Consider the following 25,878-nt stretch of genomic DNA (forward strand, 5'->3'; position numbering starts at 1 on the left):
CGGTCAACAGATCCCTCGCTGCGCTCGGGATGACAGAGTTGACGCACCAGCCATCCGGCCTGGAAGACCAGCTTCGCTGTTGTGGAGCGCCTCCCCACCGCGCCCCGGAAACGCCATGATCGAACTGCCCGTCCTCACGGATCCGCCCGACACCGCCCCCGCCGCCACCGGCGGGGCGTCCCGCGGCAAGCTCTACATCCAGACCCACGGCTGCCAGATGAACGAGTACGACTCGGCGCGCATGGCCGACGTGCTGGCCGCCAGCGACGGACTGGAGCTGACCACGAACGTCGAAGAGGCCGACGTGGTCCTGGTCAACACTTGCTCGATCCGCGAGAAGGCGCAGGAGAAGGTGTTCAGCCAGCTCGGTCGCTGGAAGGCGCTCAAGGCCGGGGGGCGCGAGGTCATCATCGGCGTCGGCGGCTGCGTGGCCTCGCAGGAGGGCGAGGCGATCGTCAAACGCGCGCCCTACGTGGACCTGGTGTTTGGCCCGCAGACCCTGCACCGGCTGCCGGAGTTGATCCGCGCGCGACGCGAGTCCAAGCGCCCGCAGGTCGACATCAGCTTCCCCGAGATCGAGAAGTTTGACCGCATGCCCGAGCCGCGTGCCGAAGGCCCAAGCGCGTTCGTGTCGATTATGGAAGGTTGCTCGAAGTACTGCAGTTTCTGCGTCGTGCCCTATACCCGCGGCACCGAAATCAGCCGCCCGTTCGAGGACGTGCTGGTGGAAATCGTGCAGCTGGCTGCGCAGGGCGTGCGCGAGGTCAACCTGCTGGGCCAGAACGTCAACGCCTACCGCGGCGCCATGGAGGGCGCGGACGAGCCGGCCGACCTGGGCCTGCTGATTCGCACCATCGCCGGCATCGAGGGCATCGCGCGCATCCGCTTCACCACCTCGCACCCGCTGGAGTTTTCCGACTCGCTGGTCGAGGCCTACCGCGACGTGCCCCAGCTGGCCAACTACCTGCACCTGCCGGTGCAGTCGGGCAGCGACCGCATCCTGGCGGCGATGAAGCGTGGCTACACGGCACTGGAGTTCAAACAGAAGATCCGCAGGCTGCGCGAGGTGCGGCCGGACATTTCGGTCAGTTCGGACTTCATTGTCGGCTTCCCCGGCGAGACCGATGCGGATTTCGAGAAGACCATGAAGCTGATCGAGGACGTGGGTTTCGACCAGTCGTTCTCCTTCATCTACTCACGTCGGCCAGGCACGCCGGCCGCCGACCTGCCGGACGATGTCTCCGACGCGATCAAGCATGCACGGCTGTCGCGGCTGCAGGCCACGATCAATGCCAACGCGGCACGCATCTCGCAGGCGATGGTCGGCAGCGTGCAGCGGGTGCTGGTGGAGGGGCCGTCGCGCCGCGATCCCGCCGAGCTGACCGGCAAGTCCGAGAACATGCGTTCCGTGAATTTCGCCGGACCGGCCCGCCTGGCCGGGCAGTTCGTCGATGTGGTGATCACCGAGGCGATGAGCAACTCGCTGCGCGGGCGCGTGACGGGAGTCGACGGCGGCGAAGCGGATTGAGGTTGCGCGGGGAAGATCTCTCACTGCGTTCGAGATGACAGTCGAACACCGCGTCTGAGATGACCGTCGAACACTGCGTTTGAGATGACCGTCGAACACTGCGTTCGAGATGACAGTCGAACGGTTCAACATGACAGCGGAAGAGCTTGCACGACTGCCCGGAGTGTCATCTCGAACGCAGTGAGAGATCTGCTATACCAGCCGCTCAGTCCAGCCGCTTGCGGAAGCGCAGGATCGCCAGCGTCATCGTGACCAGGGTGAACGCCAGGAGCGCGAGCACGCCCGGCCACAGATCGACCAGGCTGGCGCCGCGCAGCATCACGCCGCGCACCAAGCGCAGGAAGTGGGTCATCGGCAGCAGTTCCGCGCCCCACTGCACCACGTCGGGCATGCCCGCGAACGGGAACATGAAGCCCGAGATCAGGATCGAGGGCAGGAACACGAACATGGTGATCTGGATCGCCTGGAACTGGGTGCTGGCGCGGGTGGAAATCAGCAGGCCCATGGCGAGGTTGGCCAGGATCAGCAGCAGCGCGGCGATGTAGACATCGAGCAGGCTGCCGCGCAGCGGCACGTCGAACATCCAGATGCCCAGCGCCAGGATCAGCGTGGTCTGCACCAGTCCGATCACCGCGTAGGGCAGCACTTTGCCGATCATCAGCCCGGCGCGGCTGAGCGGCGTGGCGATCAGCAGTTCCATGTTGCCGCGCTCGCGCTCGCGCACCACCGCCATCGCGGTGAACATGGTCATCGTCATGGTCAGGATGATGCCGATCAGTCCCGGCACGATGCTCACAGCCGAGCGGCGCTCCGGGTTGTAGAAGCTCACCACCTCGATCTGCGCAGGCGGCGCCTGCGCGCGGCGCCCGTTCACTGCTTCCAGCGGCAGCTGCGCCAGCTGCACTGCGGCCGCCTGCACCACGGTATCGGTGCCGTCGACCATTACCTGCACCGCAGGCCTGCCGTCGGCCAGACGCCGCTCGTAGTCCGGCGGCAACACGATCGCTACGCTGAGGCGCCCCCGCCGCAGCTGTTCCATGGCCTGGGCCGGACTGTCGCCGACGCCGGTGATCTCGATGATGCCGGTCGCGCGCATGTCCATCACCGCCGCGCGCGAGGTCGCGGTGTTGGCCTGGTCGATGATCATCGCGTCGAGGTTGCGCGGGTTGAAGTTGATCGCGTAGCCGAACATCAGCAGGTCGATCACCGGAATCGCCACGATCAGCAGCATGCTGATGCGGTCGCGCCGGATCTGGCGCAGTTCCTTCAGCACCACCGCCCACAGCCTGCGCCACCACTTCATTGCTCCGCTCCGCCCTCGTCGCGCCCGCGGGTGGCGGCGACGAACACGTCCTCGAGGTTGGCCTCCGACGGCAGCACCTCGGCCTCCAACGCCGCTTCACGCAGCGCGCGCGCCACCGCCTCGGCGCTGTCACGGCCGGGCGCCGAGAGCACGCGCAGGGTGTTGCCGATCTGCGCAACGCTCAGCACGCCAGGCAAGCTGGACAGCAGCCGCTGCGCGCGGCGCGGATGGACCGCGCGCACCTCGACGCTCCGCCCTCGCAACTCGGCGGCGAGTTCGCCCGGGGCACCGTCGGCCACCAGCACGCCGCCATCGAGGATGGCGATGCGGTGGCAGCGCTCGGCCTCGTCCATGTAGTGGGTGGAGACCAGCAGGGTGGTGCCGGCGTCGGCCAGCTCGAAGAGTTTTTCCCAGAAGTCGCGTCGCGACTCGGGGTCGACCGCGCTGGTCGGTTCGTCCAGGAAGAGCAGCTCGGGCCGGTGGATCACCGCGCCGGCCAGCGCAAGGCGCTGCTTCTGCCCGCCGCTCAGGGTGCCGGCCAGCTGCCGCTGGCGGTCCTCGAAGTGGTACAGGCCAAGCAGCTCGTCGACCCGCGCGCGCGTATCGGCACGCGACAGCCCGTACACGGCGGCGAGGAATTCCAGGTTCTCGCGTACGGTGAGGTCCTCGAACAGCGAGAACTTCTGGGTCATGTAGCCGATGCGCAGGCGCAAGGCGTCGGCCTGATCCGGGATCTTCAGCCCCAGCACCTCGATCTCCCCTTCGGTTGGCGTGAGCAGGCCGCAGAGCATCCGGATGGTCGTCGACTTGCCGGATCCGTTCGGACCGAGGAAGCCGTAGACGTGGGCGCGCGGGACGGTCAGGTCGACATGGTCGACCGCGGTCAGCGCGCCGAAGCACTTGACCATGCCGCGCGCGCGGATGGCGGCGTCCGCATCCACCGCAGGTGCGGCCGCGATCGCGTCGACGCTCACGGCTGGAATTCCACCCGCAGCGGCAGGCCCGCCGGCAGTTCGGCCACGCCCTCGCCTTCCAGCTGCACCTCGGCCAGGTAGCTCAGGCGCGCCGCGTCCTTGCCGGTGAGCGCGTAGTACGGAGTGAACGTGGGTTCGCTGCGGACCATGCGCACGCGGCCGCGATAGCTGCGCTCGCCCTGGGCACCGACGTGCACGGTGGCGGCATCGCCGACCTCGACACGGGCGCGCAGCGGCTCGGGCACGTAGACGCGCGCATAGGGCGCGTCGCCGACCAGCATCACCGCCAGCGGCGCACCGGGCGAAGGCTCGTCGCCGAGGCGATACGGCAGGCTGTCGACACGGCCGGCGCGCGGCGCGACCACGTCGAGCTTGCCAGTGGTCACCGACTGCGCGCGCAACTGCGCTTGCGCGGCCGCCAGCGCGGCTTCGGCCTGGGCGATCTGTTCCGGACGCACGCCGCGCTCGAGTTCCGCCAGCGCGGCGCGCGCGGCCGCGACCTGGGCGTCGGCGCTGGCTGCGGCCGCGCGTGCACGGTCGACATCGGCGGCCGCCACCAGTTGCTGCGAACCCAGTGGCTGCAGTCGCGCGGAGTAGGCGCGTGCATCGCGCGCCTGCGCCTGTGCGGAGGCGAGGTTGGCGCGCAGCTGGTCGATGTCCTCGCTGCGCGCGCCGTTGCGCAGCTCCGCCAGCACCTGGCGCTGGCGCGCGACGTCGGCCGCGACCGCGGCCAGCTGCGCATCGCCGCGCGACGGCTCCAGGCTGAGGATGCGCGCGCCCGCCTCCACGCGCTGGCCCTCGCGCACGGCGATCTCGACGATGCGCTCGGCGGCTGGCGCCGGCAGCGCGATGCGGTCGTACTCCAGCGTGCCCAGGGCCTCGGGCACGTCCTGGCGGCAGGCAGAAAGCAGCAGCGTGGCCACCAGCGCGCAGGCGGCCAGCGTGGCGCGGGCGGATTTCGAACGGGTCATTCGGGCAGCTCCATGCCGCGCAGGAGCAGCGCGACGGCGTGATCGCGGATGTGGTCGATGCCAAGGTCGCTGCTGTCGAAGATCTGTCGCCAGATCGGCGTGCCGGCGGCTGGAAACAGGGTCAGACCGAGCAGGGAGACCATCAGCAGCCGCGGGTCCAGCGCGGGGTTGAGCCGGCCGGCGGCCTGCTCCTGCGCAAAGCGCCCGGCCAGCACGCCGGCGATCTGCGGCGCCAGTCGCTGCACCAGCAGGTCGCGCAGGCTGCCGCCTTCGCTGACCACCTCGCGGATCCACAGCGCCGGCAGCCAGGCGTACCTGCGCACCATGTCGCACAGGGCATCGACGAAGGCGGTGAGCACCTCGCGCAGCGGCGCGTCGGGCATGCCCAGCAGCAGGTCGCGGATCTCGATGAACACCGGCATCAGCCGCTCGGCGGTCACCGCCTCGCGCAGGCCGGCGGCATCGCCGAAGTAGTAGTGCAGCAGCGACGGCGTGACCCCGGCCTCATCGGCGATGTCGCGCAGGGTGGTCGCGGCGATGCCGCGCCTGACGTAACAGGCCAGCGCGGCATCCAGCGCCAGCGCGCGGCGGTCGGCGTCGTCGGGCGGGCGCCCCGGGGCGCGTTGCGCGGGGCGCCCGGTGCTGCCGGGGTGCTTGCGGGGAGGTTTGCTGTCCATGCCGGCAATATTAATTGCCTGATCAATTAATGCTGGAATGCGGGCTGAACGGACGCCTCGGCGACACGGCGTGATGACCGGGTGCGCTACTCTCCGCCGCCTATGGCAACCCAGACCCAGCGCGACTTCACCCTCGACCCACCCGACACCGAGCGCCTCGCCAACCTGGGTGGGCCCTTCGACGGCCACCTGCGCCAGATCGAACTGCGGCTGGGGGTCGAGATCGCCAACCGCGGCAATGTGTTCCGCGTCTCCGGCCCCGATGCGAGGATGGTCGCGCAGGCCGAGCGGCTGCTGCGTGATCTGTACGAAGAGGCCGGCGCCGAGACCTTCGACAGCAATGCGATCAACCTGCGGCTCAACGAAGCCAACGTCGACCGCGCCGGCGACACCACGCCGCAGGACGTGGCCATCCGGGTCAAGCGCGGCACCATCCGCGGCCGTGGCGCCAACCAGGCGAAGTACCTGCACGCGATCGCCACCCACGACATCAACTTCGGCATCGGCCCGGCCGGCACCGGCAAGACCTTCCTCGCGGTGGCGATGGCGGTGGAAGCACTCAATGAATCGCGGGTGCAGCGCGTGGTGCTGGTGCGCCCCGCGGTGGAGGCCGGCGAGAAGCTCGGCTTCCTGCCCGGCGACCTCAGCCAGAAGGTCGACCCCTACCTGCGCCCGCTCTACGACGCGCTCTACGAGATGCTCGGCGTGGAGAAGGTACTCAAGCTGCTGGAGCGCAACGTCATCGAGATCGCGCCCCTGGCCTACATGCGCGGGCGCACCCTCAACGACGCCTTCGTGATCCTCGACGAGGCGCAGAACACCACCATCGAACAGATGAAGATGTTCCTGACCCGCCTCGGTTTCGGGTCGACCGCGGTGGTCACCGGCGACATGACCCAGGTCGACCTGCCCAAGCACGTGAAGTCCGGCCTCAAGGACGCGATCGAGGTACTGCGCGACGTCAACGGGGTCAACTTCACCTTCTTCGAGGCGCGTGACGTGGTCCGCCACCCGCTGGTGGCGCGGATCGTCGAGGCCTACGAGCGCCGTGACGCGGAGCCGCCGACCGAAGGGCGCTGATTGGCCACGGATTTCGCGGATGGACGCGGATTTTGAACGTCAGGTGGGGCTGCACGGCCCGTTGCAACCCCTGCCAAGATCACTGTGCGCAGTCGTCGCTGCCCTTCCGGATGACACCGGCATGCCCGGCCAACTTTCATCCAGATCCACGTCCATCCGCGTATTCCGCGACAAAACGCTGTGCCCGGGCACGCCCCACCGCGCCCCGCTGCGCCTAGAATCGCGATGATGACCCAAGGCCCTGTCCACCTCGATATCGCCGTCGGCTACGCGGCGCCCCGCAAGGGGATCCCCGCTGCGGCCAGTTTCCGTCGCTGGGCCGGCGCCGCCCTGGCGGGCCGCATCCGCGAGGCCGATCTCGCGATCCGCATCGTCGACGAGGCCGAAGGCCGCGCGCTCAATCGCCACTACCGCGGCAAGGATTACGCAACCAACGTCCTGAGCTTTCCAGCCGAACTGCCCGAAGGCCTGCCGCCCGGCGTGCGCATGCCGCTGCTGGGCGACCTGGTGATCTGCGCGCCGGTGGTGGCGCGCGAGGCACGCGAGCAGAGCAAGTCCACTGCCGCGCATTACGCCCACCTCACCGTGCACGGCGTGCTGCACCTGCTCGGCTGGGACCACGAGGACAGCCGCGAGGCAGATGCGATGGAACAACTCGAGCGCGAAATCCTCGCCGCCCTCGGCATCCATGATCCGTACCTGCTGCCCGAAGACCAGGCGGAGCCCTGACCCTTCCGCACGTGCGCCCTGCCCCTACAGGCAGTCGATCAGGCCATCCATGATCGAGCGCTGGGTGCCGGGCAACGCCGCGTACAGCGGTTCGTCGACTGCGAGCGCATCGAGCAGCTGGTCGATCGTCGTGCCAGCCGCCAGCGGGGTGCGGCACTGCCAGAACGCGCGCTGCACGCCGATCCGGCCGGTGGCCTGGGCGATCTCCTCGTGGCTGGCCGCGAACACCCACGTACACATGCCGATCCGCCCGCTGGCCCGATGCACCGAGCAGCGGTAGCGCAGCGACTGGATGTTGCTGTACTCGCCCTCGCAGAATGTGTCGCCGCAGATCCAGTCGAAGTCCCGCCGCAGCGCGTGGGTCAGGTTGAACCAGGCCTCGTACTGCGTGTCGGTCTGGAAGTACTCGGTCGCCTCGCCATAGCCGGGCCGGTCGACGGCCAGGCCGATGGCGGGCAGCAGGCAGGCCAGCGCACAGGCGGCCAGTCGTGTGATGGATTGCATGGAACGTCCTCCTTGACGTCGTGACGAGTGGAGACGCCAGCATCCCCGCCCACCGGGCCCGTAGTCCGTCGGCGGCGACCGCAGCGTGGTGTGGGAAAACCCCGAGGGCGCACCGGTCCGCCCGCGCCGCGGCCGTCCCGGAGCGACGAATGGGCGCTTCCCACCCCAGCAGATCGCAGCGTTCCGGGCCGGGCCATTTGGGCAGACGGCCCCGACCCGGGTAGACTTGCCCCGCTGCCCGCAACGGGCGATTTTCGAAGCAAACCTTTACTGCAATGTCCGAGGACGACAGTAGTAGCGCCTCCGAGACCCCGGAAAAGCGGCGCGGTTGGCTGGAACGGCTCAGTTCGGCCATCTCCGGTGAACCCAGCACCCGCGAAGACCTGGTCGAGCTGCTGCGCGACACCCATTCCGATGGCCTGATCGAAGCCGACACCCTTCGCATGATGGAGGGCGCGCTGGCCGTGTCCGACATGACCGTGGGCGACGTGATGGTGCCGCGGGCGCAGATGGTCGCGCTGTCGGCCGAGGCGAAGTTCCTGGACCTGATGCGGCAGGTGGTTGAATCGGGCCACTCGCGCTTCCCGGTGCACGGCGAGGACAAGGACGAGATCCTCGGGATCCTGCTGGCCAAGGACCTGCTGCGCTGCGCGGTGGCCGACAACGGCCCCGGCTCGGTCCATGAGCTGCTGCGGCCGGCGGTGCTGATCCCCGAATCGAAGAAGCTCAACCTGCTGCTGCGCGAGTTCCGGCAGTCGCGCAACCACATGGCGATCGTGATCGACGAGTACGGCGGCGTCGCCGGGCTGTTGACGATCGAGGACGTGCTGGAGGAGATCGTCGGCGAAATCGACGACGAACACGACGACGCGGAAGACCCCAATGCGCTGATCGCCGCGCAGGCCGATGGCCAGTACGCGGTCGATGCGCTGACCCCGATCTCGGATTTCAACGAGCGGTTCGGCGCGGACTTCGACGACGACGAATACGACACCATCGGCGGCCTGATCACCGCCGAGATCGGCCACCTGCCCGAAGCCGGCGAAGAGCTGACCCTGGGCCGCTTCGGATTCCGCATCACGCGCGCAGACGCGCGTCGCCTGCATGCGCTGCAGGTGAGCGTGCATGCCGATCGCGTTGCGGACTGACGCTGCCCCATGAATGCAGGAACCCTGGTCGCAACGGCGGCAGTGGCGGCGGTTGAAAGAATGACGATACCGGCGAAAATGACAATGCAGGCGTCTTGTGCGCGCGCCGGACGGCGCGGCCTGGCGTGGCTGCCTTCGCTGATGTTGCTGCTCGCGCTGCTGGCGCTTGCGCCGGCCATCCAGGCCGCGCCGCGCATCGGCGTGATGACCATGCAGCCGGGCGAGATCTTCTTCGAACGTTTCGGCCACAACGCGATCGTCGTCGATGATCCGGCGCTTGCCGAGCCGGTGTCCTACAACTTCGGCTTCTTCGACATGGAAGAGCCGGACTTCATGTCGCGCTTCGTTCTGGGCGACATGCGCTACCGGCTGGTGGCGCTGCCGCTGTCGCAGGACCTGGCCTATTACCGCGACGTGGGCCGCGGCGTATCGGTGCAATGGCTGGACCTCGATGAGGCGCAGGCGCGCGCGCTGGCAGATGCGCTGGCGGAGAACGCGCGACCTGAAAACGCGGTCTACCGCTACGACTACTTCACCGACAACTGCTCCACGCGCGTGCGCGACGCGCTCGACGCGGCGCTGGGCGGGACGCTGCAGCGCCAGTTCACGAGCCGCTCGCGGGGCAATACCTTCCGCGGCGATGCGGTGCGGCTTGCGTCGCCCGCAGCCTGGATGTGGCTGGGTTTCGACCTGGGCCTGGGCCCGTCCGCGGACCGGCCCAACTCGCTGTGGCAGGACGCGTTCGTGCCGATGCGACTGGCTGATGCACTCGCCGGACTCCGGCTCGATGACGGTCGCCCGCTGGTCACCGGCACCGAGCAGCTGCTGCCGCACCGCCTGCGCGCGGAACCGGCCGAAGCGCCGCGCCCGTGGTGGCCCTGGCTGCTGGCCGGGCTGCTGCTGGCCGCCGGCATCGGGATGCTCGGGCGCACGCGCCCCGCCGCGCTGGCCGCGGCTGCGCTGCCGTTCTGGACGATCTGCGGCGTGCTGGGCCTGGTGATGCTGGCCCTGTGGGGCTTCACCGACCACCGCGCGGCCTGGGCCAACCACAACCTGTTGCTGCTCTCGCCGCTGGCGCTGCTGCTGCTCCACGGCGGCTGGCGGATCGCACGCGGCCGCGAGGCGGGGCCGGTGTTCCGCGTGCTGGCCTGGATCGTGGCGGTGGGCGCGGTGATCGCACTGTTCCTGCACCTGCTGCCGGTGCTGCCGCAGCGCAACGCACACTGGATCGCGCTGCTGCTGCCGGTGCATGTGGCACTGGCCCGCGGGCTGGCGATGCGCAGGCGCGAGTAGCCGCCGCGCACGCATGCGCGTCTCGACGCGCCGCATGCATGCGCCTGTCATTCCGAACGCAGTGGGGAATCTGCTGCGGGGTACGTCGATGGACGGGTGGGACAGCGCGGTATATCCGCTGCATACGTATGCACGGATCGCGCCGCCAACGCTGTGGCAACATCGGGCCGATCCCGGGAGCCAGAGAGAACGCACGATGCCGATCCGCAACCTGTCCGCCGCCCTGCTGCTGTGCACTGTCGCGACGGCCGCGACGGCCGCCGCGCCATCGCCGACGGCACAGGCCTGCTCGCCCGGCAAGACGCTCTGCGTCGAACTCACCACCGACAACGACGGCCGTCCCAGCTACACGGTGATGCGCGAGGGCCGCAGCGTCATCGCGCCTTCGCGGTTGGGCATGATGTTCACCGACGTTCCGAAGTTCGAGCGCAATCTCGAGATCGCCGCGCAGCGCCACGACAGCTTCGACCAGACCTGGGAACAGCCCTGGGGCGAGCGCCGCGAGATCCGCAACCACTACAGCGAACTCACCGTCACCCTGCGCGAGCGGACTGGCCCGAAGCGCGATTTCGACGTGGTCTTCCGGCTCTACGACGACGGGCTCGGCTTCCGCTACGTGTTCCGCGACCAGCCGGGACTGGAGCGGCTCAACATCGCCGAGGAGCTCACCGAGTTCACCCTGGCCGAGGACGCCACCGCCTGGTGGATCCCGGCGTTCGAATGGAACCGCGAGGAATACCTCTACCACACCACCCCGCTGCAGCAGGTCGGCGATGCACAGACGCCGATCACCCTGCGCACCGGAGACGGCCTGCACGTGTCGATCCACGAAGCGGCGCTGGTCGACTATTCCGGCATGAACCTGACCCGGGTCGAGGGACGCAAGCTCAAGGCCGCGCTCACGCCGGGCAGCGGCACCTCGGCGAAGGTCTCGGTGGCCACGCCTTTCAGCACGCCGTGGCGCACCCTGCAGATCGCGCCACGCGCGGGCGATCTGGTGGAGTCCTCGCTGATCCTCAACCTCAACGAACCCAACCGTCTTGGCGATGTGTCCTGGGTGAAGCCGATGAAGTACGTCGGCGTGTGGTGGGAAATGCACCTGGACCTCAAGACCTGGGCCTCCGGTGCGAAGCACGGCGCCACCAACGAGAACGTGCGGCGCCACATCGACTTCGCCGCCGAGCACGGTTTTGGCGGCGTGCTGGTGGAAGGTTGGAACATTGGCTGGGACGGCGACTGGTTCGGCAACGGCGAGGAGTTCAGCTTCACCCGGCCCTACCCCGACTTCGATATCGAGGCGCTGAGCGCGCACGCGCGCAGCAAGGGCGTGGTGCTGGTCGGCCACCACGAAACCTCGGGCCACGCGGCGCACTACGAATCGCAGCTGGGCGATGCGTTCGACCTGTATCAGCGGGTCGGCATCCCGGCGGTCAAGACTGGCTACGTCGCCGATGCCGGCCAGGCCAAGGTGCGCGATGCAGAGGGCAACCTCGTCTACGCCTGGCACGAGGGCCAGGACATGGTGAACCACCACCAGCGCGTGATCACCGAGGCGGCCAAGCGGCGGATCTCGGTCAATCCGCACGAGCCGGTGAAGGATACGGGCCTGCGCCGCACCTGGCCCAACGCGATCACCCGCGAGGGTGCGCGCGGCATGGAGTTCAGCGCCTGGGGCCATCCGGGCAATCCACCCGAACACGAGGCCAACCTGGTGTTCACCCGCCTGCTGGCCGGGCCGATGGACTACACGCCCGGCATCTTCGGCATGCAGACGCGCGCGTCCGGCGGCATCGAGACCACCTGGGCCAAGCAGCTGGCGCTGTACGTGGTGGTCTACAGCCCGCTGCAGATGGCGGCCGACCTGCTGGACAACTACGAGGCCAACCCGGGCCCGTTCCAGTTCATCAAGGACGTGCCGGTGGACTGGGACACCACGCGCGTGCTCAATGGGGAGGTCGGCGACTTCGTGACCATCGCGCGCCGCGAACGCGGCGGCGACGACTGGTACCTGGGATCGGTGACCGACGAGGCGCCGCGCACGCTGGAGGTGACGCTGGACTTCCTCGATCCGGGCCGCCGCTACAGCGCCCAGATCTACCGTGACGGCGAGCAAGCCGACTACCGCACCCGGCGCGAGGACATCCTGATCGAGACCCGCGAAGTCACTGCCGCCGATACGCTGCACCTGCGGCTTGCCCCGGGCGGCGGCCAGGCCATCCGCTTCGTCGCGCAGTAGGATCGACTGCGCGCCAGCCGCGCGCCCCGGCCCGCACCCGGTTGCCGAGCCGTGCCGCGCTGGCGCAGGATGGGGCGATGGAAACAACCCCTGCCGCCAACCCGCCCAGCGTGATCAACTGCGTCGTCTATGCGCGCGACGGCGTGCGCCGCGACGTGTCGCTGGAAGCCATCAGCGATGTCCTCGCCGAAGAAGACGGCAGCTTCGTCTGGATCGGGCTGTACGAGCCGGACGATGCGGTCCTGGAAACGCTGCAGGAGGAATTCGGCCTGCACGATCTGGCCATCGAGGACGCGCACAAGGCCCACCAGCGACCGAAGGTCGAGGCTTATGGCGACTCGCTGTTCCTGGTCGCCAGCACCGCGCAGGTGGTCGCGCAGAAGATCGCCTATGGCGAAACCCACGTGTTCTTCGGACCGCGCTACCTGGTCACCGTGCGCCACGGCGCATCCCTGTCGTATGCGCCGGCGCGCTTGCGGGTGGAGCGCGAGCCGGGGCTGCTGGCGCTCGGCCCCTCGTTCGGCCTGTACGCGGTGCTCGACGCCATCGTCGACAACTACCTGCCGATCGTGGACGAGTTCAAGGCCACCCTGCCGGCGCTGGAGCAGGACATCGTCAGCGAGTCCTTCGATCGCGCCACCGTCATCCGCCTCTACGACCTCAAGCGCGAGTTGACCTACATGCAGGTCAACGTGGCGCCGATGCAGGACGTGTTGTCGCAACTCGTCCGCAGCAGCAGCCCGCTGATCCCGGAAGAGGCTCGGCTGTACCTGCGCGACGTGCTCGACCACTGCGTGCGCATCAACCAGACCATCGAGGTGCTGCGCGACATGCTGAGCACCGCGTTGGCCGTGAACCAGGCGCTGGTGACCCAGGCACAGGGCGAGGTGGTGAAGAAGCTCGCCGGCTGGGCCGCCCTGCTCGCGGCGCCAACGCTGATTGCGAGCTGGTACGGAATGAACTTCCCGCACATGCCCGAACTGGACGGTCGCTGGAGCTACCCGTTGCTGATCGCGGTGGTGGCGCTGGTGGTGGCGACGCTGTACCGCTACCTGCGCAAGGTGCGCTGGCTGTAGCGCACGTCCGCCCGCCCGGGGGCAGCCGCTTGCGGCAGCGCAATATTGGCGATCGGCGCGGATCGGCGTAAAAGGCCTTCTGTACCCCCAACAGTCGAGGCGATCCATGAAAGGCGGATTCGGCAAGGTCCTGTGGGCTGCACTCGCACTGATCGGCGCGATCTGCCTGGGTACGGTGGCACTGCGCCGCGGCGAATCGATCAACGCGCTGTGGATCGTGATCGCCGCGGTGTCGATCTACCTGGTCGCATACCGTTACTACGGGCTGTTCATCGCCAACCGCGTGCTCGGCCTGGACCCGACCCGCGCCACCCCGGCGGTGCTGCGCAACGACGGCCTGGATTACGTGCCCACAAACAAGCACGTGCTGTTCGGCCACCATTTCGCCGCGATCGCAGGCGCCGGCCCGCTGGTGGGCCCGGTGCTGGCCGCGCAGATGGGCTACCTGCCCGGCACGCTGTGGCTGATCTTCGGGGTGGTGCTGGCCGGCGCGGTGCAGGACTTCATGGTGCTGGTGATCTCCAGCCGCCGCGACGCGCGCTCGCTGGGCGACCTGGTGCGCGAGGAGATGGGCAAGGTTCCCGGCACCATCGCCCTGTTCGGCGCCTTCCTGATCATGATCATCATCCTGGCGGTGCTGGCGATGATCGTGGTGAAGGCGCTGGCCGAAAGCCCCTGGGGCATGTTCACGGTGATCGCGACCATCCCCATCGCGATCTTGATGGGCATCTACATGCGCTACATCCGGCCCGGGAAGATCGGCGAGATCTCGGTGGTCGGCATCATCCTGCTGGTGGCGGCGATCTGGTTTGGCGGCGACGTGGCCGCACATCCCACCTGGGGCCCGGCCTTCACCTTCACCGGCACCCAGATCACCTGGATGCTGATCGGCTACGGCTTCGTCGCCGCGGTGCTGCCGGTGTGGCTGCTGCTGGCGCCGCGCGACTACCTGTCGACCTTCCTCAAGATCGGCACCATCGTCGGCCTGGCGATCGGCATCCTGATCGTGATGCCGGATCTTCGGATGCCGGCGCTGACCCAGTTCACGGACGGCACGGGACCGGTGTGGAAGGGCTCGATGTTCCCGTTCCTGTTCATCACCATCGCCTGCGGCGCGGTGTCGGGATTCCACGCGTTGATCAGCTCCGGAACAACCCCGAAACTGCTGGCCAACGAGGGCCACGCGCGCTACATCGGCTACGGCGGCATGCTGATGGAATCGTTCGTGGCGATCATGGCGATGGTCGCGGCATCGATCATCGACCCGGGCGTCTACTTCGCGATGAACAGCCCGGCGGCGGTGATCGGCACCGACGTGGAGACCGTTGCACGCACCGTCTCCGAATGGGGCTTCGTGGTCACTCCCGAGGTGCTCACCGCAACGGCCGCCGACATCGGCGAGAACTCGATCCTGTCCCGCGCCGGCGGCGCGCCGACGCTGGCGGTGGGCATCGCACAGATCTTCCATGCGGTGATCCCCGGCGAAGGGATGATGGCGTTCTGGTACCACTTCGCGATCCTGTTCGAGGCGCTGTTCATCCTCACCGCGGTCGATGCCGGCACGCGCGCGGGCCGCTTCATGCTGCAGGACCTGCTGGGCAATTTCGTGCCGGTGATGCGCAGGACCGAATCCTGGGGTCCGAACCTCATCGCCACCGCCGGCTGCGTGGCGCTGTGGGGCTACTTCCTCTACCAGGGCGTGAACGATCCGCTGGGCGGCATCAACATGCTGTGGCCGCTGTTCGGCATCGCCAACCAGATGCTGGCCGGCATCGCGCTGATGCTGTGCACGGTGGTGCTGTTCAAGACGAAGAAGGACCGCTACGCCTGGGTCTCGATCGTGCCGACCATCTGGCTGCTGGTGTGCACCACCTATGCCGGCTGGATCAAGATCTTCGATGCCGATCCGGGCGTGGGCTTCCTGGCGCAGGCGAACCGCTACAGCGACGCGATCGGGCGCGGCGAGCTGATCGCGCCTTCGAAGGACTTCGACGGGATGTCGCAGATCATGATCAACAACTACGTCAACGCCGGGCTCACCGCCTTGTTCCTGCTGGTGGTGCTGAGCGTGCTGTTCTATTCGATCGTGGCGATCCGCAAGGCCCGCGCCAGCGCGGTGCGCACCGACCGTGAGACGCCCCACGTGGCGCTGACCCCCGAACAGCAGCAGATGTACCTCTGATGGGTGGCCAGCTCGTCACCCTCGACCACTTCGCCACCCACAAGCAGGTGTGGCGAAGGCTGGTGCAGACCGCGCGCCTGTGCTGCGGCGTTCCGGACTACGACAACTACGTCCGGCACACGCTGGAAAAGCATCCCGACCGCGAGCCGATGGACTACAAGACCTTCTTCCGCGAGCGCCAGGAGGCACGCTACGGAGGCCGAGGCGGGTTTCGCTGTTGCTGATGCAGCCGCTGCCTGCGCTGGATCGATCAACGGGGCCGGAAGGCCCCGTTTTTTCGCTCCGCTCGCGGACATTGCATGAGGGCGCATTACTTGCGGATCGGGCGCGTTGCTTGCGGATGGGGCCACAGCGCCGCGGGAGGGGATGGTGCAAGCGGCACATGGATGTGCCGCGGCCGCGAGTGCGGACATGGACGTCTGCCCGAGCGGTTCGCCATCCCCTCCCGCGGCGCTGCGGCCCCTTCCGAAGCCCATGCGCCTCGGGCTTGCAACGACAGGTCGCCCAGAGCTCCGGAGAGTGTCGGCCACTCGCAGCGGAAGTGTTCGGCCAGGAAGCCGCCCCTACTGCCCCGCCATCATCCGCAGGACCTGGCCCAGGAAGTACGCGATCACCGTGCCGCTTGCGTAGCCGACGGTGCCCAGCAGTACGCCCACCGGCGCGAGCGTCGGGTGGAAGGCAGCCGCGATCACCGGCGCCGACGCAGCGGCGCCCACGTTGCCCATCGAACCCACGCCGAAGTAGAACAGCGGCGCCTTCACCAGCTTCGCGGCGTACCAGATCACCGCCACATGGATCGACATCCACAGCAGGCCGATCAACGCCAGCTCCGGACGGTTGGCCAGCTTGAGGAAGTCCATCTGCATGCCGATGCAGGCGATCAGGAAGTACAGGAACACGGTGCCGACCTTGGAGGCGCCCGCGTTCTCCAGACGCCGCACCCGGGTGAAGCTGAGCACCAGGCCGCCGAGGGTCGAGAGCACCACGATCCAGACGAAGGGCGCATCCAGGCTGAACTGCGATGACCACGGCGCATTGGCCTTGAACCACGCCGACGCGGGCTCGGCGATCGCGTGCGCCAGGCCGACGATGCCGAATGCCCAGGCGATGATGATCATCAGGTCGGACAGCGTCGGGATCCGCGCATTGGCCGCCTCATGGGCGGAGATGCGCTGCTGCATCTCGTCCAGCGCGCGGGTGTCGGCGCCATTGCGCGCGTCGATCTGCGGGGCACGGTTGGCCAGGAACAGCAGGGTCGCCATCAGCAGGCTGGCGATGGCCACGTCGACCACGGCGAACTGGCCGAACAGCGTGGCATCGACATCGTAGATCTCGCGGATCGCCACCATGTTGGCGCCGCCACCGATCCAGCTGCCCGACAGTGCCGCCATGCCCTTCCACGTGTCGCCGGCCACCGCGGCCGGCCACAGCCACTCCATCAGCTGAAAGGTCACGACCGCGCCCAGCACGATGCCCAGCGTACCCATGCAGAACACGAACAACAGCTTCGGACCCAGCCGCAGGATGCCCTGGATGTCGATCGACAGGGTCAGCAGCACCAGCGCCGCGGGCAGCATGAGCCGGCTGGCCAGGTAATACAGGCTGCTGCCTTCGCCATCGACCAGGCCGACGGTGTTGTACAGCGCCGGCACGAAGTAGCACAGCAGCAGCGCCGGCACCCAGGCGAAGAACTTCTTCCACATCGGCGTGGGGCCGGTGGCCAACCAGAAGATCAGCCCCAGCGTGGCGGTGATCAGCCCGAAGGCGACGATGTCGTTGCTGATGATTGCAGTCGAGGCTGCGGCGTTGTCGATCGCCATGCGCGGCTCCAGTGGATCGCGGGAAAGCGCCCGCGCAGAAGAGGAAAGCCGGCTGGCGCCGGCTTTCCGCGGAAATCACTCGCCGGTGTGGCGCTTGAGCCAGGCATTGACGGTGTCGTGCCAGAGGATGCTGTTGTGCGGATTGAGCACCCAGTGATTTTCGTCCGGGAAGTACAGCAGCTGCGATTCGATGCCGGCGCGCTGCAGCGCGGTGAAGCTGGACAGGCTCTGGTCGAGCGGCACGCGGAAATCGTTCTGCCCCGCCACCACCAGCATCGGCACCTTCCACTTGTCGATGTGGCGCGCCGGGTTGAACTTCTCGTATGCCTGCGGCTGCTCAGCCACGGTGCCGCCGAACTCCCATTCGGTGAACCACAGCTCCTCGGTCACCAGGCCCATCGAGCGCGTGTCGAACACGCCGTTGTGGTTGACCAGGCACTTCCAGGGCGCGCTCCACTGGCTGGCGATCCAGTTGACCATGTAGCCGCCATAGCTGGCGCCCAGCGCGCAGGCCCGGTCGCCGTCGAGGAAGTCGTACTGCGCCAGCGCCGCCTCCCAGCCCTTTTGCAGGTCGACCAGCGGCTTGCCGCCCCAGTCGCCGCTGATCGCATCGGTGAAGGCCTGGCCGTAGCCGGTCGAGCCGTGAAAATCGATCATCACCACCGCGTAGTCCTGGCCGGCGTAGGTCTGCGGGTTCCAGCGATAGCTCCAGCCGTTGCCGAAGCTGCCCTGCGGGCCACCGTGGATCAGGAATGCGACCGGGTAGCTGCCGCCTTCCCGGTAGCCGGCCGGCTTGACCACGTAACCGTAGACCGTCGCACCGCCCGCGCCCTTGAACGAGAACTGCTCGTAGGCACCGAACTGCACGTCCGGCAGGCGCTCGGCGGCGGTCGCGGTGATCTGGCGCAGGCCCTGGCCTTCGCCCATGGCGACGTAGAGCGTGTCGCCGCTGTCGATGGTGTTGCGGGTCAGCGCGATCGTGTCGCCCTCGACCGCAAAGGCCGAGACCGTGCCGTCGCCGACCAGCTCGGTGACCTCGCCGCTGGCGACGTCGATGCGGAACAGCGGGTACTCGCCCGTGCTCTGCGCGGTCACGTACAGTGACCTGCCATCGGCAGCGGACTTGAGGCTGCTCGGCGAGCGGTCCCAGTCCGGGGCGATTTCGCGCGTGCGGCCGCTGGCCACGTCCATCGCCATGATCGCGTAGCGATCCGCCTCGAAGCCGGGGCGCTTCATCGCCCGATAGAACAGCGTCGCGCCGTCGGCGCTGTAGACCGGGCCGGCGTCCCAGGCCTTGTTGGCTTCGGTGAGGTTGACCGGCGCGGCGCCGTCGAGCGTCAGGCGGTAGAGATCGAAGTTGGTCGACCAGGGCTCGCTGTTGCCGGCAATGCGCACGCTCGCGACGACATGGCCGCCATCGGGCGACCAGGCGTAGTCGCCGGCATCGCCGAAGGGCTTGGCCGGAATGTCGCCGTCGAGCGCGCCGCTGAGCAGGCTGGCATCGGCGACCGGAACCGTGCCTGCGCCCGGCAGCGTGGCGACGAACAGGCGGCTGCGGCGCCCGTCGTTCCAGGTATCCCAGTGGCGCACGAACAGCTGGTCGTAGACGCGCCCGCTCGCCTTGTCCGCAGCGCGCGCATCGAGCTTCTTCTTCGTGCAGGCAAGGTCTGCCGCGCATTCGGCGAAGGTGTCGGCGCTGAACGCCACGCGCGCGTCGTCCGGGGACAGCCGGTAGCTGCCTACGTCGAGCGCGAAGGCCGTGAGCTGGCGCGGCTCGCCGCCGCCCGCGGGCATCGCGTAGAGCTGCTGCGACCCGCCCTTCGCACTGAGGAAGTACAGCGTCTGCGCGTCCCTGGAGAACGAGGGCGAGTTGACGTTCCAGCCCTCGGGCGTGATCCGCTTCGGCGGCGCCGCGTCGCGCGTGAGCAGGTGCCGCGCGTACAGCGCCGTGGTCGCCTTGAGCTCGGCGTCGACGCTGCGCTGGGCGAAGACAACGACATGCCCGTCAGGCGAGAGCAGCGGCGATGACACGCGGTCAAGCTGGACCAGGTCGCGCACGTCGAAGCCGCGTGCGTCAACCAGGGCAGGAAGCGCGGCGAGCAGGCAGATCGGCAGCAGTGCATGTCGCAGCATCATTCGGACCACTCCTGGAAGGGATGCCCGGATGGTAGGCGCTCGCGCACCTGCCACGCAAAGGGCTTCCGGCACATGCGCCGTGGCGCCCACAAGCCCGTCTGAGGGCTTCAGCTTCACGGCGGCATGGCCGGACTCCGGCACATCGGCGTGCGGCGGGTGGCCAGCCAGAAAGTCAGACCCATGCCTTCCTGGGAACCCTGCCTCGACCAGCGCGCGGGCTGCCTCAGTCCGGGGCGGAGTCCATGTGACGGGCAAGGAATCCCAGCAGGCGGGTATAGAACTCCCTGCGATGCGCGACCTCGTAGAAGCCGTGGCCCTCCTTCGGGTAGTACAGGGCTTCGACCGGAACGCCGGCGCGCTTCAGCGCCGACTCCATGCGTTTGGTGTGCTCGACCGGGGCGACGAAATCCTCGCCACCCGCCGCGAGAAACACGGGGACCTTGATTTCTGCGGCGCGCCGGGTCGGGGATACGGCCTCGAGCGCGGCCGCATCGGACCCGACCCATTCGCGCATCCACGTCGCGGTCGAGCGGCTGCGGCCGATATCGTCCCGCTGCATCATCGGCAGGTCGTAGACGCCGACATAGCCGATGGCGCACCGGTACAGACCGGGTTCGCGCACCACGCCCATCAGCGCGGCGTAGGCACCATAGCTCGCGCCGTAGATGCAGATCTGCTGCGGATCGGCATGACCCTGCCCGATCGCCCAGCGGGTCGCGTCGGTGACGTCGTCCTGCATCGCCGCGCCCCACTGGCGCGCGCCCGCCTGCCTGAACGCGCGGCCATGGTTGCCCGATCCGCGGAAGTTCACCTGCAGCACCGCATAGCCGGCGGCGGCGAGAAGCTGGGCGTCGGCGTTGAAACCCCAAGCGTCGAAGACGCCGAATGGACCACCATGCGGCATGACCACCATCGGCAGGGATTTGCCGTCCGATCCCAGCGGCACCGTCATCAACCCATGGAGGACGACGCCATCGCGCGCCTTCAGTTCGATCGGCGTCATCGGCGCCATTCGCGTGGAATCGATCTGCTTGTCGCGCACGACGAGCAGCTCCGCGTTCGCCGTGCCGGTATCGAACAGGTAGAAGCTGCCCGGATCGACATCGCTCTCCACCAGCACCACTCGCAGGCTTCCGTCGAGCGTGGAAGACCGGACCGATGCCCGGGTCCCGGGGAAAGCCCGCTGGAGCATGTGCTGCAGGCGTGCCTCCGCGCTCTGCTCGTCGAAGAACGCCAGCCGCGGCTTGCCTCCGAGGTACCAGGCGCCGATCGGACGAACCCCGCCGTGGAGATGGACCGGCTGCGGATCGACGACGGCATCGCCGGCGACGTCCTTGCGTTCTCCCGTCACGGTGTCCAGGGCGACGATCCGGTCGGGCCCGGTCGGTTGCGACACGCGCAGGTAGGCGATCGTGTCGCCCTCGGCGAATCCCAGCGGCCGCTCGACCCGGTTGCTGGTGCGCTCGTGGTTGATCTGTTCCCAGGGCGCCGAATCGTCCCTGCGATGGAAGAGCTGGCTGTAGTTGTCCGACACGTGCCCGACCGTGAAGCGCACCCGCCCCTGGTGGTCGGTGACGAAGTCGGCCGCCGACACGGGAGAGGGCGCCACCAGCGCGCGCCGGCCGTCGTAGACGTTCATCCGCTCGATCCGGGAATACGGATCCCTGGCGAACGAACGGATCGTGACCAGGACGTGTTGGTCGTCGTCCGGCAGCGGATCGACCAGGAATGCGGCGACCCTGCCCTCCCTGTCGACACCGATCCGCGTGCCCGTCTGGACCCCCTTGGCCCGATAACCCACCAGCAGTTCCTTGCGGCCGCCATCGGCGTTCATGCCGAACAGCTCGCCGGTCAGCAGCGGATCGTCGCGGGTACCGAAGGTCTCGGCCAGCGACATCAGCACCCGCTCTTCGTTGACCCACCAGAAGTCGTGCACGTGCGTACCGCGTGCGAACCGCATGACGGCGCTGGCGCCCGTCTCCCCGCGCGCGACGATCATCAACCCGGTCTGGCCATCCACCCGCATCGTCATCGCGAGGTGCTCGCCCGTTGGCGAAATCTTGACGTCGCGGATGCCGCCCTCTTCGATGAACGGTTCGACCATGTGCGGCTGGACCGCATGGCCGGCCAGCGGTATCGACACCAGCGCAAAGAACGCCCACACCGCGAGTGCGGCAGCACAACGCATGCCCATGATCTTCCCCCTCATCGACGACATCCCGTCCCCGTGGACCGGTGCAGGGATCCCCATCCCTCGCCGACGCGAGCCTATCGCAGAACGGTCGCCAGCGCAGTCTCCCAGTCGGGCAACCTGATCCCCGTATCGCACTCGAGCCTGGAACAGTCCAGCCGCGAGTAGGCCGGCCGGCGCGACGGCGTGGGATAGTCGGCGGTGGCGATCGGAACGATGCTGGGCCGGCGCTCGATCCGGCCCAGCGCATGTGCCCGCTCGACGATGGCCTCCGCGAATCCGTGCCAGCTGGTTTCGCCTTGCGCGGTCAGGTGCCACAGGCCGGACACAGCGAACGGCTTTGCGAGGATATCCGCCGTGACATCGGCGATCAGCGCTGCGGGCGTCGGTGTGCCGATCTGGTCGGCGACCACGCGCAGCTCGTCGCGCTCTCGCGCCAGCCGCAGCATCGTCGACATGAAATTTCTGCCGTGGTCGGCGTAGACCCAGGCCGTGCGGAGGATCATGTGCCGGGCACCGCTTGCGCGGATCGCCTGCTCGCCGGCCAGCTTGCTCTCCCCGTACACGTTGATCGGCGCGACAGGATCGTCTTCGCGGTACGGGCGCGTGCCCGTGCCGTCGAACACGTAGTCTGTGGAGTAATGCACCAGCAGCGCGTCGCGCGCGGCGCACGCGGCCGCGAGCGCCGCGGGTGCCTGCGCATTTGCGCGGAACGCGGCCTCGCGCTCGGACTCGGCGCGGTCGACTGCGGTATAGGCGGCGGCGTTGACCACGATGTCGGGGCCGATGCGCGCGACGAGCGCGGGCAGCGAATCAGGCACGTCGAAGTCGGCGGCTTCGCACGCCTGCCCATCGGCAAGGCGTCCGCCCCTCGTGCCGCACACCAGCTCGCCAGCCGCCAACGACCGCCGGAGCTCGCGCCCGACCTGGCCGTTGGCGCCAAGCAGCAGGATCCTCATGGCGCGTAGAGCGGCAGCCGTTCGGTCGGGACGTCGGCCAGAAACGGCGCCCGGGCATCCTTGGGCGACAGCTGTGGATCGGCCAGCGGCCAATCGATGGCGAGGTCGGCGTCGTTCCAGCGGATACCGGCGTCCGCGGACGGATCGTAGGTCGCCGTACACAGGTAGCTCACCAGCGCCTGCTCGCTGAGCACGACGAATCCGTGTGCGAACCCTTCCGGGATCCAGACGTGGCGGCGGTTCTCCGCGCTCAGCAGCACCGCGGCCCACTGGCCGAAATTCGGCGAGCCACCGCGGATGTCCACGGCCACGTCCCACACCTCGCCTTCCAGGACCGACACGTATTTCCCTTGCGGCCTGGGCCACTGGTAGTGCAGTCCGCGCAGCACGCCCCGAGCCGAGCGCGACACGTTGCCCTGCACGAACGCTGGCGACAGCCCGTGCGCGGCGAGCCTGTCCCGGTTGAAGGATTCGTAGAAAAAGCCCCGCTCGTCGTCAAACACCTTCGGTTCGATCACCACGCAGCCCGGCAGGCCGGTCTCGACCAGCTTCAAGGCACGAACCCGCGATCGGGCAGCCCCAGCAGGTAGCGGCCGTAGCCGTTCCCCACCAGCGGAGCTGCAAGCGCCTGCAGCTGCGCTTCGTCGATCCAGCCATTGTTCCAGGCGATCTCCTCGGGGCAGCATACGCGCAGGCCCTGGCGCGCCTCGATGGTCCCGATGTAGTTGGAGGCCTCGAGCAGCGACTGATGGGTGCCGGTGTCGAGCCAGGCGTAGCCGCGTCCGAGGCGCTCCAGGTGCAGTTGGCCCCGTTCGAGGTAGCAGCGGTTGAGGTCGGTGATCTCGAGTTCGCCACGCGACGAGGGCTGCAGCGTGGACGCGAAGTCGGCGGCGCGGCCGTCGTAGAAATACAGACCGGTGACGGCATAGTTCGAGCGTGGCGCAGCGGGCTTTTCCTCGATATCCACCACGCGGCCTTCGCGGTCGAACTCGGCCACGCCGTAGCGCTCGGGATCTGAAACCCAGTAGCCGAACACGGTCGCGCCGCCGTCTCGCGCGTCGGCGCGGCGGAGGATGTCGGTCAGGCCCGGGCCGTGGAAGATGTTGTCGCCCAGCACCAGGCAGCTGGGTGCGCCGTCGAGGAAATCACGGCCGATGACAAAAGCCTGCGCCAGTCCGTCTGGACTGGCCTGCGCGGCGTATTCGATGCGCATGCCCCACTGCGAGCCGTCGCCAAGCAGCGCCTTGAACAGGTGCTGCTCGTGCGGCGTGTTGATGATCAACACCTCGCGGATGCCCGCCAGCATCAGCACGCTGAGCGGGTAGTAGATCATCGGCTTGTCGTAGACCGGCAGCAACTGCTTGCTGATGGCCTGGGTGATCGGGTACAGCCGGGTCCCGGAACCGCCCGCGAGCACGATGCCCTTGCGCGCGATCATGCCGTCTCCCCGATGCGTTCGAGGCGATAGCTGCCGTCGAGCACGCGCTGCACCCAGGCCTGGTTGGCCAGGCACCAGTCGACGGTCTCGGCGATGCCGCGTTCGAAGCTGTACTTCGGCGCCCAGCCCAGTTCGTCACGCAGCTTGGAGGCGTCGACCGCGTAACGGCGGTCGTGGCCGGGTCGGTCGGCGACGAAGGTGATCTGCGACGCGCGCAGCTTGCCATCCGGGCGTGGCCGACGCTGGTCGAGCAGCGAGCAGATCGCCTGGACCACTTCGATGTTCTGCTTCTCGGCGTCGCCGCCGATGTTGTATGTCTCGCCCACCCGCCCCCGGGCGAGCACGGTGCGAATCGCCTCGCAGTGGTCGGCCACGAACAGCCAGTCGCGCACCTGCCTGCCGTCGCCGTACACCGGCAACGACTCGCCTGCCAGCCCCCGCGCGATCACCAGCGGGATCAGCTTCTCGGGGAAGTGATAGGGTCCGTAGTTATTCGAGCAGTTGGTGGTGAGCGTGGGCAGCCCGTAGGTATGGTGGAACGCCCTGACCAGGTGGTCCGAGGCCGCCTTCGACGCCGAATACGGCGAGTTCGGCGCGTAGGGCGTTGATTCGGTAAACCGGCCGGTCTCGCCGAGCGCCCCGTAGACCTCGTCGGTCGACACGTGCAGGAAGCGGAACGCGGCCCGCGCCTCGACCTCGAGCGACTTCCAGTGGTCGCGCGCCACCTCCAGCAGGGCCAGGGTGCCGACGACATTGGTCTGGACGAAGGCCGCCGGGCCGTCGATCGAACGGTCTACGTGGCTTTCCGCAGCGAAATTCAGCACCGCGCCCGGCTGGTACTCGGCCAGTAGCCGCGCGACCAGTGCGCGATCGCCGATGTCTCCGTGCACGAAGACATGGCCGGGGTTGCCGTGCAGTCCCTCGAGCGTGTCGAGGTTGCCCGCGTAGGTCAATGCATCGAGGTTGACGACGCGCACGCCGCGCGCCACCGTGTCGAGGACGAAGTTGGCGCCGATGAAACCGGCGCCACCGGTCACCAGCCAGGTCGTCACGGGCGCTGCCTGCATGCGCGGTCGGATGGGCGTCGGCTCAGAAGGGAATGTCGTCGTCCGAGAAGTCGTCCACCGGCGGCGCCTGGCGCGAGGGGGCCGGCTGCTGGCGCGGGGCCGATTCCTGCCGCGGGGCCGCTTCCTGGCGCTGCGGGCGCGGGCTGCGCTCGTACGAGCCACCACCACCACCACCACCACCACCTTCACCACGGCCGCCGAGCATCTGCATCTCGTCGGCGACAATGTCGGTGTAGTAGCGCTTCTGGCCGTCGTCGCCGGTGTGCTCGCTGTAGCTGATCCGGCCCTCGACGTAGACCTGCGAGCCCTTGCGCAGGTACTCGGCCGCGATCTCGCCGAGCTTGCCGAAGAAGGTCACCCGGTGCCACTCGGTCTTTTCCTGGTTGTTGCCGTCCCGGTCCTTGCGCACCGAGGTGGTGGCCAGGCTGATCTTGGTGACGGCCATGCCGCCCTGTGTGTACCGGGTTTCGGGGTCGTTGCCGAGATTGCCGACAAGGATCGCCTTGTTGATGCCGCGGGCCATGGGATTCCTCAGGTGTCGCCGGCGTGCCCGGCGAAAGGCATTG

22 protein-coding genes are annotated in these 25,878 nt (G+C 68.3%); 9 read left to right on the forward strand and 13 right to left on the reverse strand.

Annotated features, from left to right (window positions below; translation table 11 throughout):
* Positions 1 to 115: 115 nt before the first annotated feature.
* Complete coding sequence (gene miaB, locus ACW5EG_RS12360; RefSeq protein ID WP_457018685.1) at positions 116 to 1,528, forward strand: tRNA (N6-isopentenyl adenosine(37)-C2)-methylthiotransferase MiaB; 1,413 nt, start codon at positions 116 to 118, stop codon at positions 1,526 to 1,528.
* A gap of 205 nt (positions 1,529 to 1,733) precedes the next feature.
* Here miaB and ACW5EG_RS12365 read toward each other — a convergent pair whose 3' ends face one another.
* The 4 genes from ACW5EG_RS12365 to ACW5EG_RS12380 are packed head-to-tail and all read right to left on the reverse strand — an operon-like array spanning position 1,734 to position 5,453.
* Entirely contained in the window at positions 1,734 to 2,831 is a 1,098-nt protein-coding gene (locus ACW5EG_RS12365) for an ABC transporter permease (protein ID WP_457021645.1), read from the reverse strand.
* Positions 2,828 to 3,754 (reverse strand): ABC transporter ATP-binding protein, encoded by a 927-nt coding sequence (locus ACW5EG_RS12370; protein WP_457021814.1) that lies wholly within the window; start codon positions 3,752 to 3,754, stop codon positions 2,828 to 2,830. Before ACW5EG_RS12370 ends, ACW5EG_RS12365 begins: the two co-directional genes overlap by 4 nt.
* A gap of 47 nt (positions 3,755 to 3,801) precedes the next feature.
* On the reverse strand, positions 3,802 to 4,776 hold the full coding sequence (locus ACW5EG_RS12375) for an HlyD family secretion protein (RefSeq protein WP_457021647.1): 975 nt from the start codon (positions 4,774 to 4,776) through the stop codon (positions 3,802 to 3,804).
* Positions 4,773 to 5,453, reverse strand: a complete 681-nt coding sequence (locus ACW5EG_RS12380; RefSeq protein ID WP_457018682.1) for a TetR/AcrR family transcriptional regulator — start codon at positions 5,451 to 5,453, stop codon at positions 4,773 to 4,775. Before ACW5EG_RS12380 ends, ACW5EG_RS12375 begins: the two co-directional genes overlap by 4 nt.
* A 102-nt stretch (positions 5,454 to 5,555) precedes the next feature.
* On the opposite strand from ACW5EG_RS12380, the gene ACW5EG_RS12385 reads away from it, so the two are divergent.
* A complete protein-coding gene (locus tag ACW5EG_RS12385; protein ID WP_457018681.1) occupies positions 5,556 to 6,533 on the forward strand; it encodes a PhoH family protein in 978 nt (325 codons plus the stop codon).
* A gap of 228 nt (positions 6,534 to 6,761) precedes the next feature.
* Positions 6,762 to 7,262, forward strand: a complete 501-nt coding sequence (gene ybeY / locus ACW5EG_RS12390; RefSeq protein ID WP_457018680.1) for an rRNA maturation RNase YbeY — start codon at positions 6,762 to 6,764, stop codon at positions 7,260 to 7,262.
* A 24-nt stretch (positions 7,263 to 7,286) separates the two neighbouring features.
* On the opposite strand, the gene ACW5EG_RS12395 is transcribed toward ybeY, so the two are convergent.
* The gene (locus ACW5EG_RS12395) at positions 7,287 to 7,766 is read right to left on the reverse strand and encodes a hypothetical protein (RefSeq protein WP_457018679.1); all 480 of its coding nucleotides are present in this window, start codon (positions 7,764 to 7,766) and stop codon (positions 7,287 to 7,289) included.
* A 275-nt stretch (positions 7,767 to 8,041) separates the two neighbouring features.
* Here ACW5EG_RS12395 and ACW5EG_RS12400 point away from each other — a divergent pair, with 275 nt between their 5' ends.
* From ACW5EG_RS12400 to ACW5EG_RS12425, 6 genes are all read left to right on the forward strand, one after another.
* Positions 8,042 to 8,914 carry an HlyC/CorC family transporter gene (locus tag ACW5EG_RS12400; RefSeq protein WP_457021649.1) on the forward strand — a complete coding sequence of 291 codons (873 nt, stop codon included), beginning with the start codon at positions 8,042 to 8,044 and terminating at the stop codon, positions 8,912 to 8,914.
* Positions 8,915 to 8,974: 60 nt separating this feature from the next.
* Entirely contained in the window at positions 8,975 to 10,207 is a 1,233-nt protein-coding gene (locus ACW5EG_RS12405) for a lipoprotein N-acyltransferase Lnb domain-containing protein (protein WP_457018677.1), read from the forward strand.
* A gap of 196 nt (positions 10,208 to 10,403) precedes the next feature.
* Positions 10,404 to 12,443: a glycoside hydrolase family 97 protein gene (locus ACW5EG_RS12410; protein WP_457021651.1), complete on the forward strand. Its 2,040-nt coding sequence runs from the start codon at positions 10,404 to 10,406 to the stop codon at positions 12,441 to 12,443.
* 77 nt (positions 12,444 to 12,520) lie between these two features.
* Entirely contained in the window at positions 12,521 to 13,519 is a 999-nt protein-coding gene (locus ACW5EG_RS12415; protein WP_457018675.1) for a magnesium and cobalt transport protein CorA, read from the forward strand.
* Between the two features lie 106 nt (positions 13,520 to 13,625).
* On the forward strand, positions 13,626 to 15,701 hold the full coding sequence (locus ACW5EG_RS12420) for a carbon starvation CstA family protein (protein ID WP_457018674.1): 2,076 nt from the start codon (positions 13,626 to 13,628) through the stop codon (positions 15,699 to 15,701).
* Positions 15,701 to 15,925 (forward strand): YbdD/YjiX family protein, encoded by a 225-nt coding sequence (locus tag ACW5EG_RS12425; protein WP_457018673.1) that lies wholly within the window; start codon positions 15,701 to 15,703, stop codon positions 15,923 to 15,925. The genes ACW5EG_RS12420 and ACW5EG_RS12425 overlap by 1 nt, the downstream gene beginning before the upstream one ends.
* A gap of 339 nt (positions 15,926 to 16,264) precedes the next feature.
* Here the strand turns inward: ACW5EG_RS12425 and ACW5EG_RS12430 are convergent, their stop codons facing one another.
* From ACW5EG_RS12430 to ssb, 8 genes are all read right to left on the reverse strand, one after another.
* Complete coding sequence (locus ACW5EG_RS12430) at positions 16,265 to 17,521, reverse strand: DUF819 family protein (protein WP_457018672.1); 1,257 nt, start codon at positions 17,519 to 17,521, stop codon at positions 16,265 to 16,267.
* Between the two features lie 75 nt (positions 17,522 to 17,596).
* Positions 17,597 to 19,657: a prolyl oligopeptidase family serine peptidase gene (locus tag ACW5EG_RS12435; RefSeq protein ID WP_457018671.1), complete on the reverse strand. Its 2,061-nt coding sequence runs from the start codon at positions 19,655 to 19,657 to the stop codon at positions 17,597 to 17,599.
* 223 nt (positions 19,658 to 19,880) lie between these two features.
* A complete protein-coding gene (locus tag ACW5EG_RS12440) occupies positions 19,881 to 21,761 on the reverse strand; it encodes an alpha/beta hydrolase family protein (RefSeq protein WP_457018861.1) in 1,881 nt (626 codons plus the stop codon).
* 164 nt (positions 21,762 to 21,925) lie between these two features.
* A complete protein-coding gene (gene rfbD, locus ACW5EG_RS12445) occupies positions 21,926 to 22,807 on the reverse strand; it encodes a dTDP-4-dehydrorhamnose reductase (protein WP_457018670.1) in 882 nt (293 codons plus the stop codon).
* A complete protein-coding gene (gene rfbC, locus ACW5EG_RS12450) occupies positions 22,804 to 23,361 on the reverse strand; it encodes a dTDP-4-dehydrorhamnose 3,5-epimerase (RefSeq protein ID WP_457018669.1) in 558 nt (185 codons plus the stop codon). Before rfbC ends, rfbD begins: the two co-directional genes overlap by 4 nt.
* Positions 23,358 to 24,245: a glucose-1-phosphate thymidylyltransferase RfbA gene (rfbA, locus tag ACW5EG_RS12455; RefSeq protein ID WP_457018668.1), complete on the reverse strand. Its 888-nt coding sequence runs from the start codon at positions 24,243 to 24,245 to the stop codon at positions 23,358 to 23,360. Before rfbA ends, rfbC begins: the two co-directional genes overlap by 4 nt.
* Positions 24,242 to 25,297: a dTDP-glucose 4,6-dehydratase gene (gene rfbB, locus ACW5EG_RS12460; protein WP_457021653.1), complete on the reverse strand. Its 1,056-nt coding sequence runs from the start codon at positions 25,295 to 25,297 to the stop codon at positions 24,242 to 24,244. The genes rfbA and rfbB overlap by 4 nt, the downstream gene beginning before the upstream one ends.
* A gap of 37 nt (positions 25,298 to 25,334) precedes the next feature.
* Positions 25,335 to 25,835: a single-stranded DNA-binding protein gene (ssb, locus tag ACW5EG_RS12465; protein ID WP_457021655.1), complete on the reverse strand. Its 501-nt coding sequence runs from the start codon at positions 25,833 to 25,835 to the stop codon at positions 25,335 to 25,337.
* Between the last annotated feature and the right edge of the window lie 43 nt (positions 25,836 to 25,878).

The organism is Luteimonas sp. A611 (assembly GCF_054072715.1).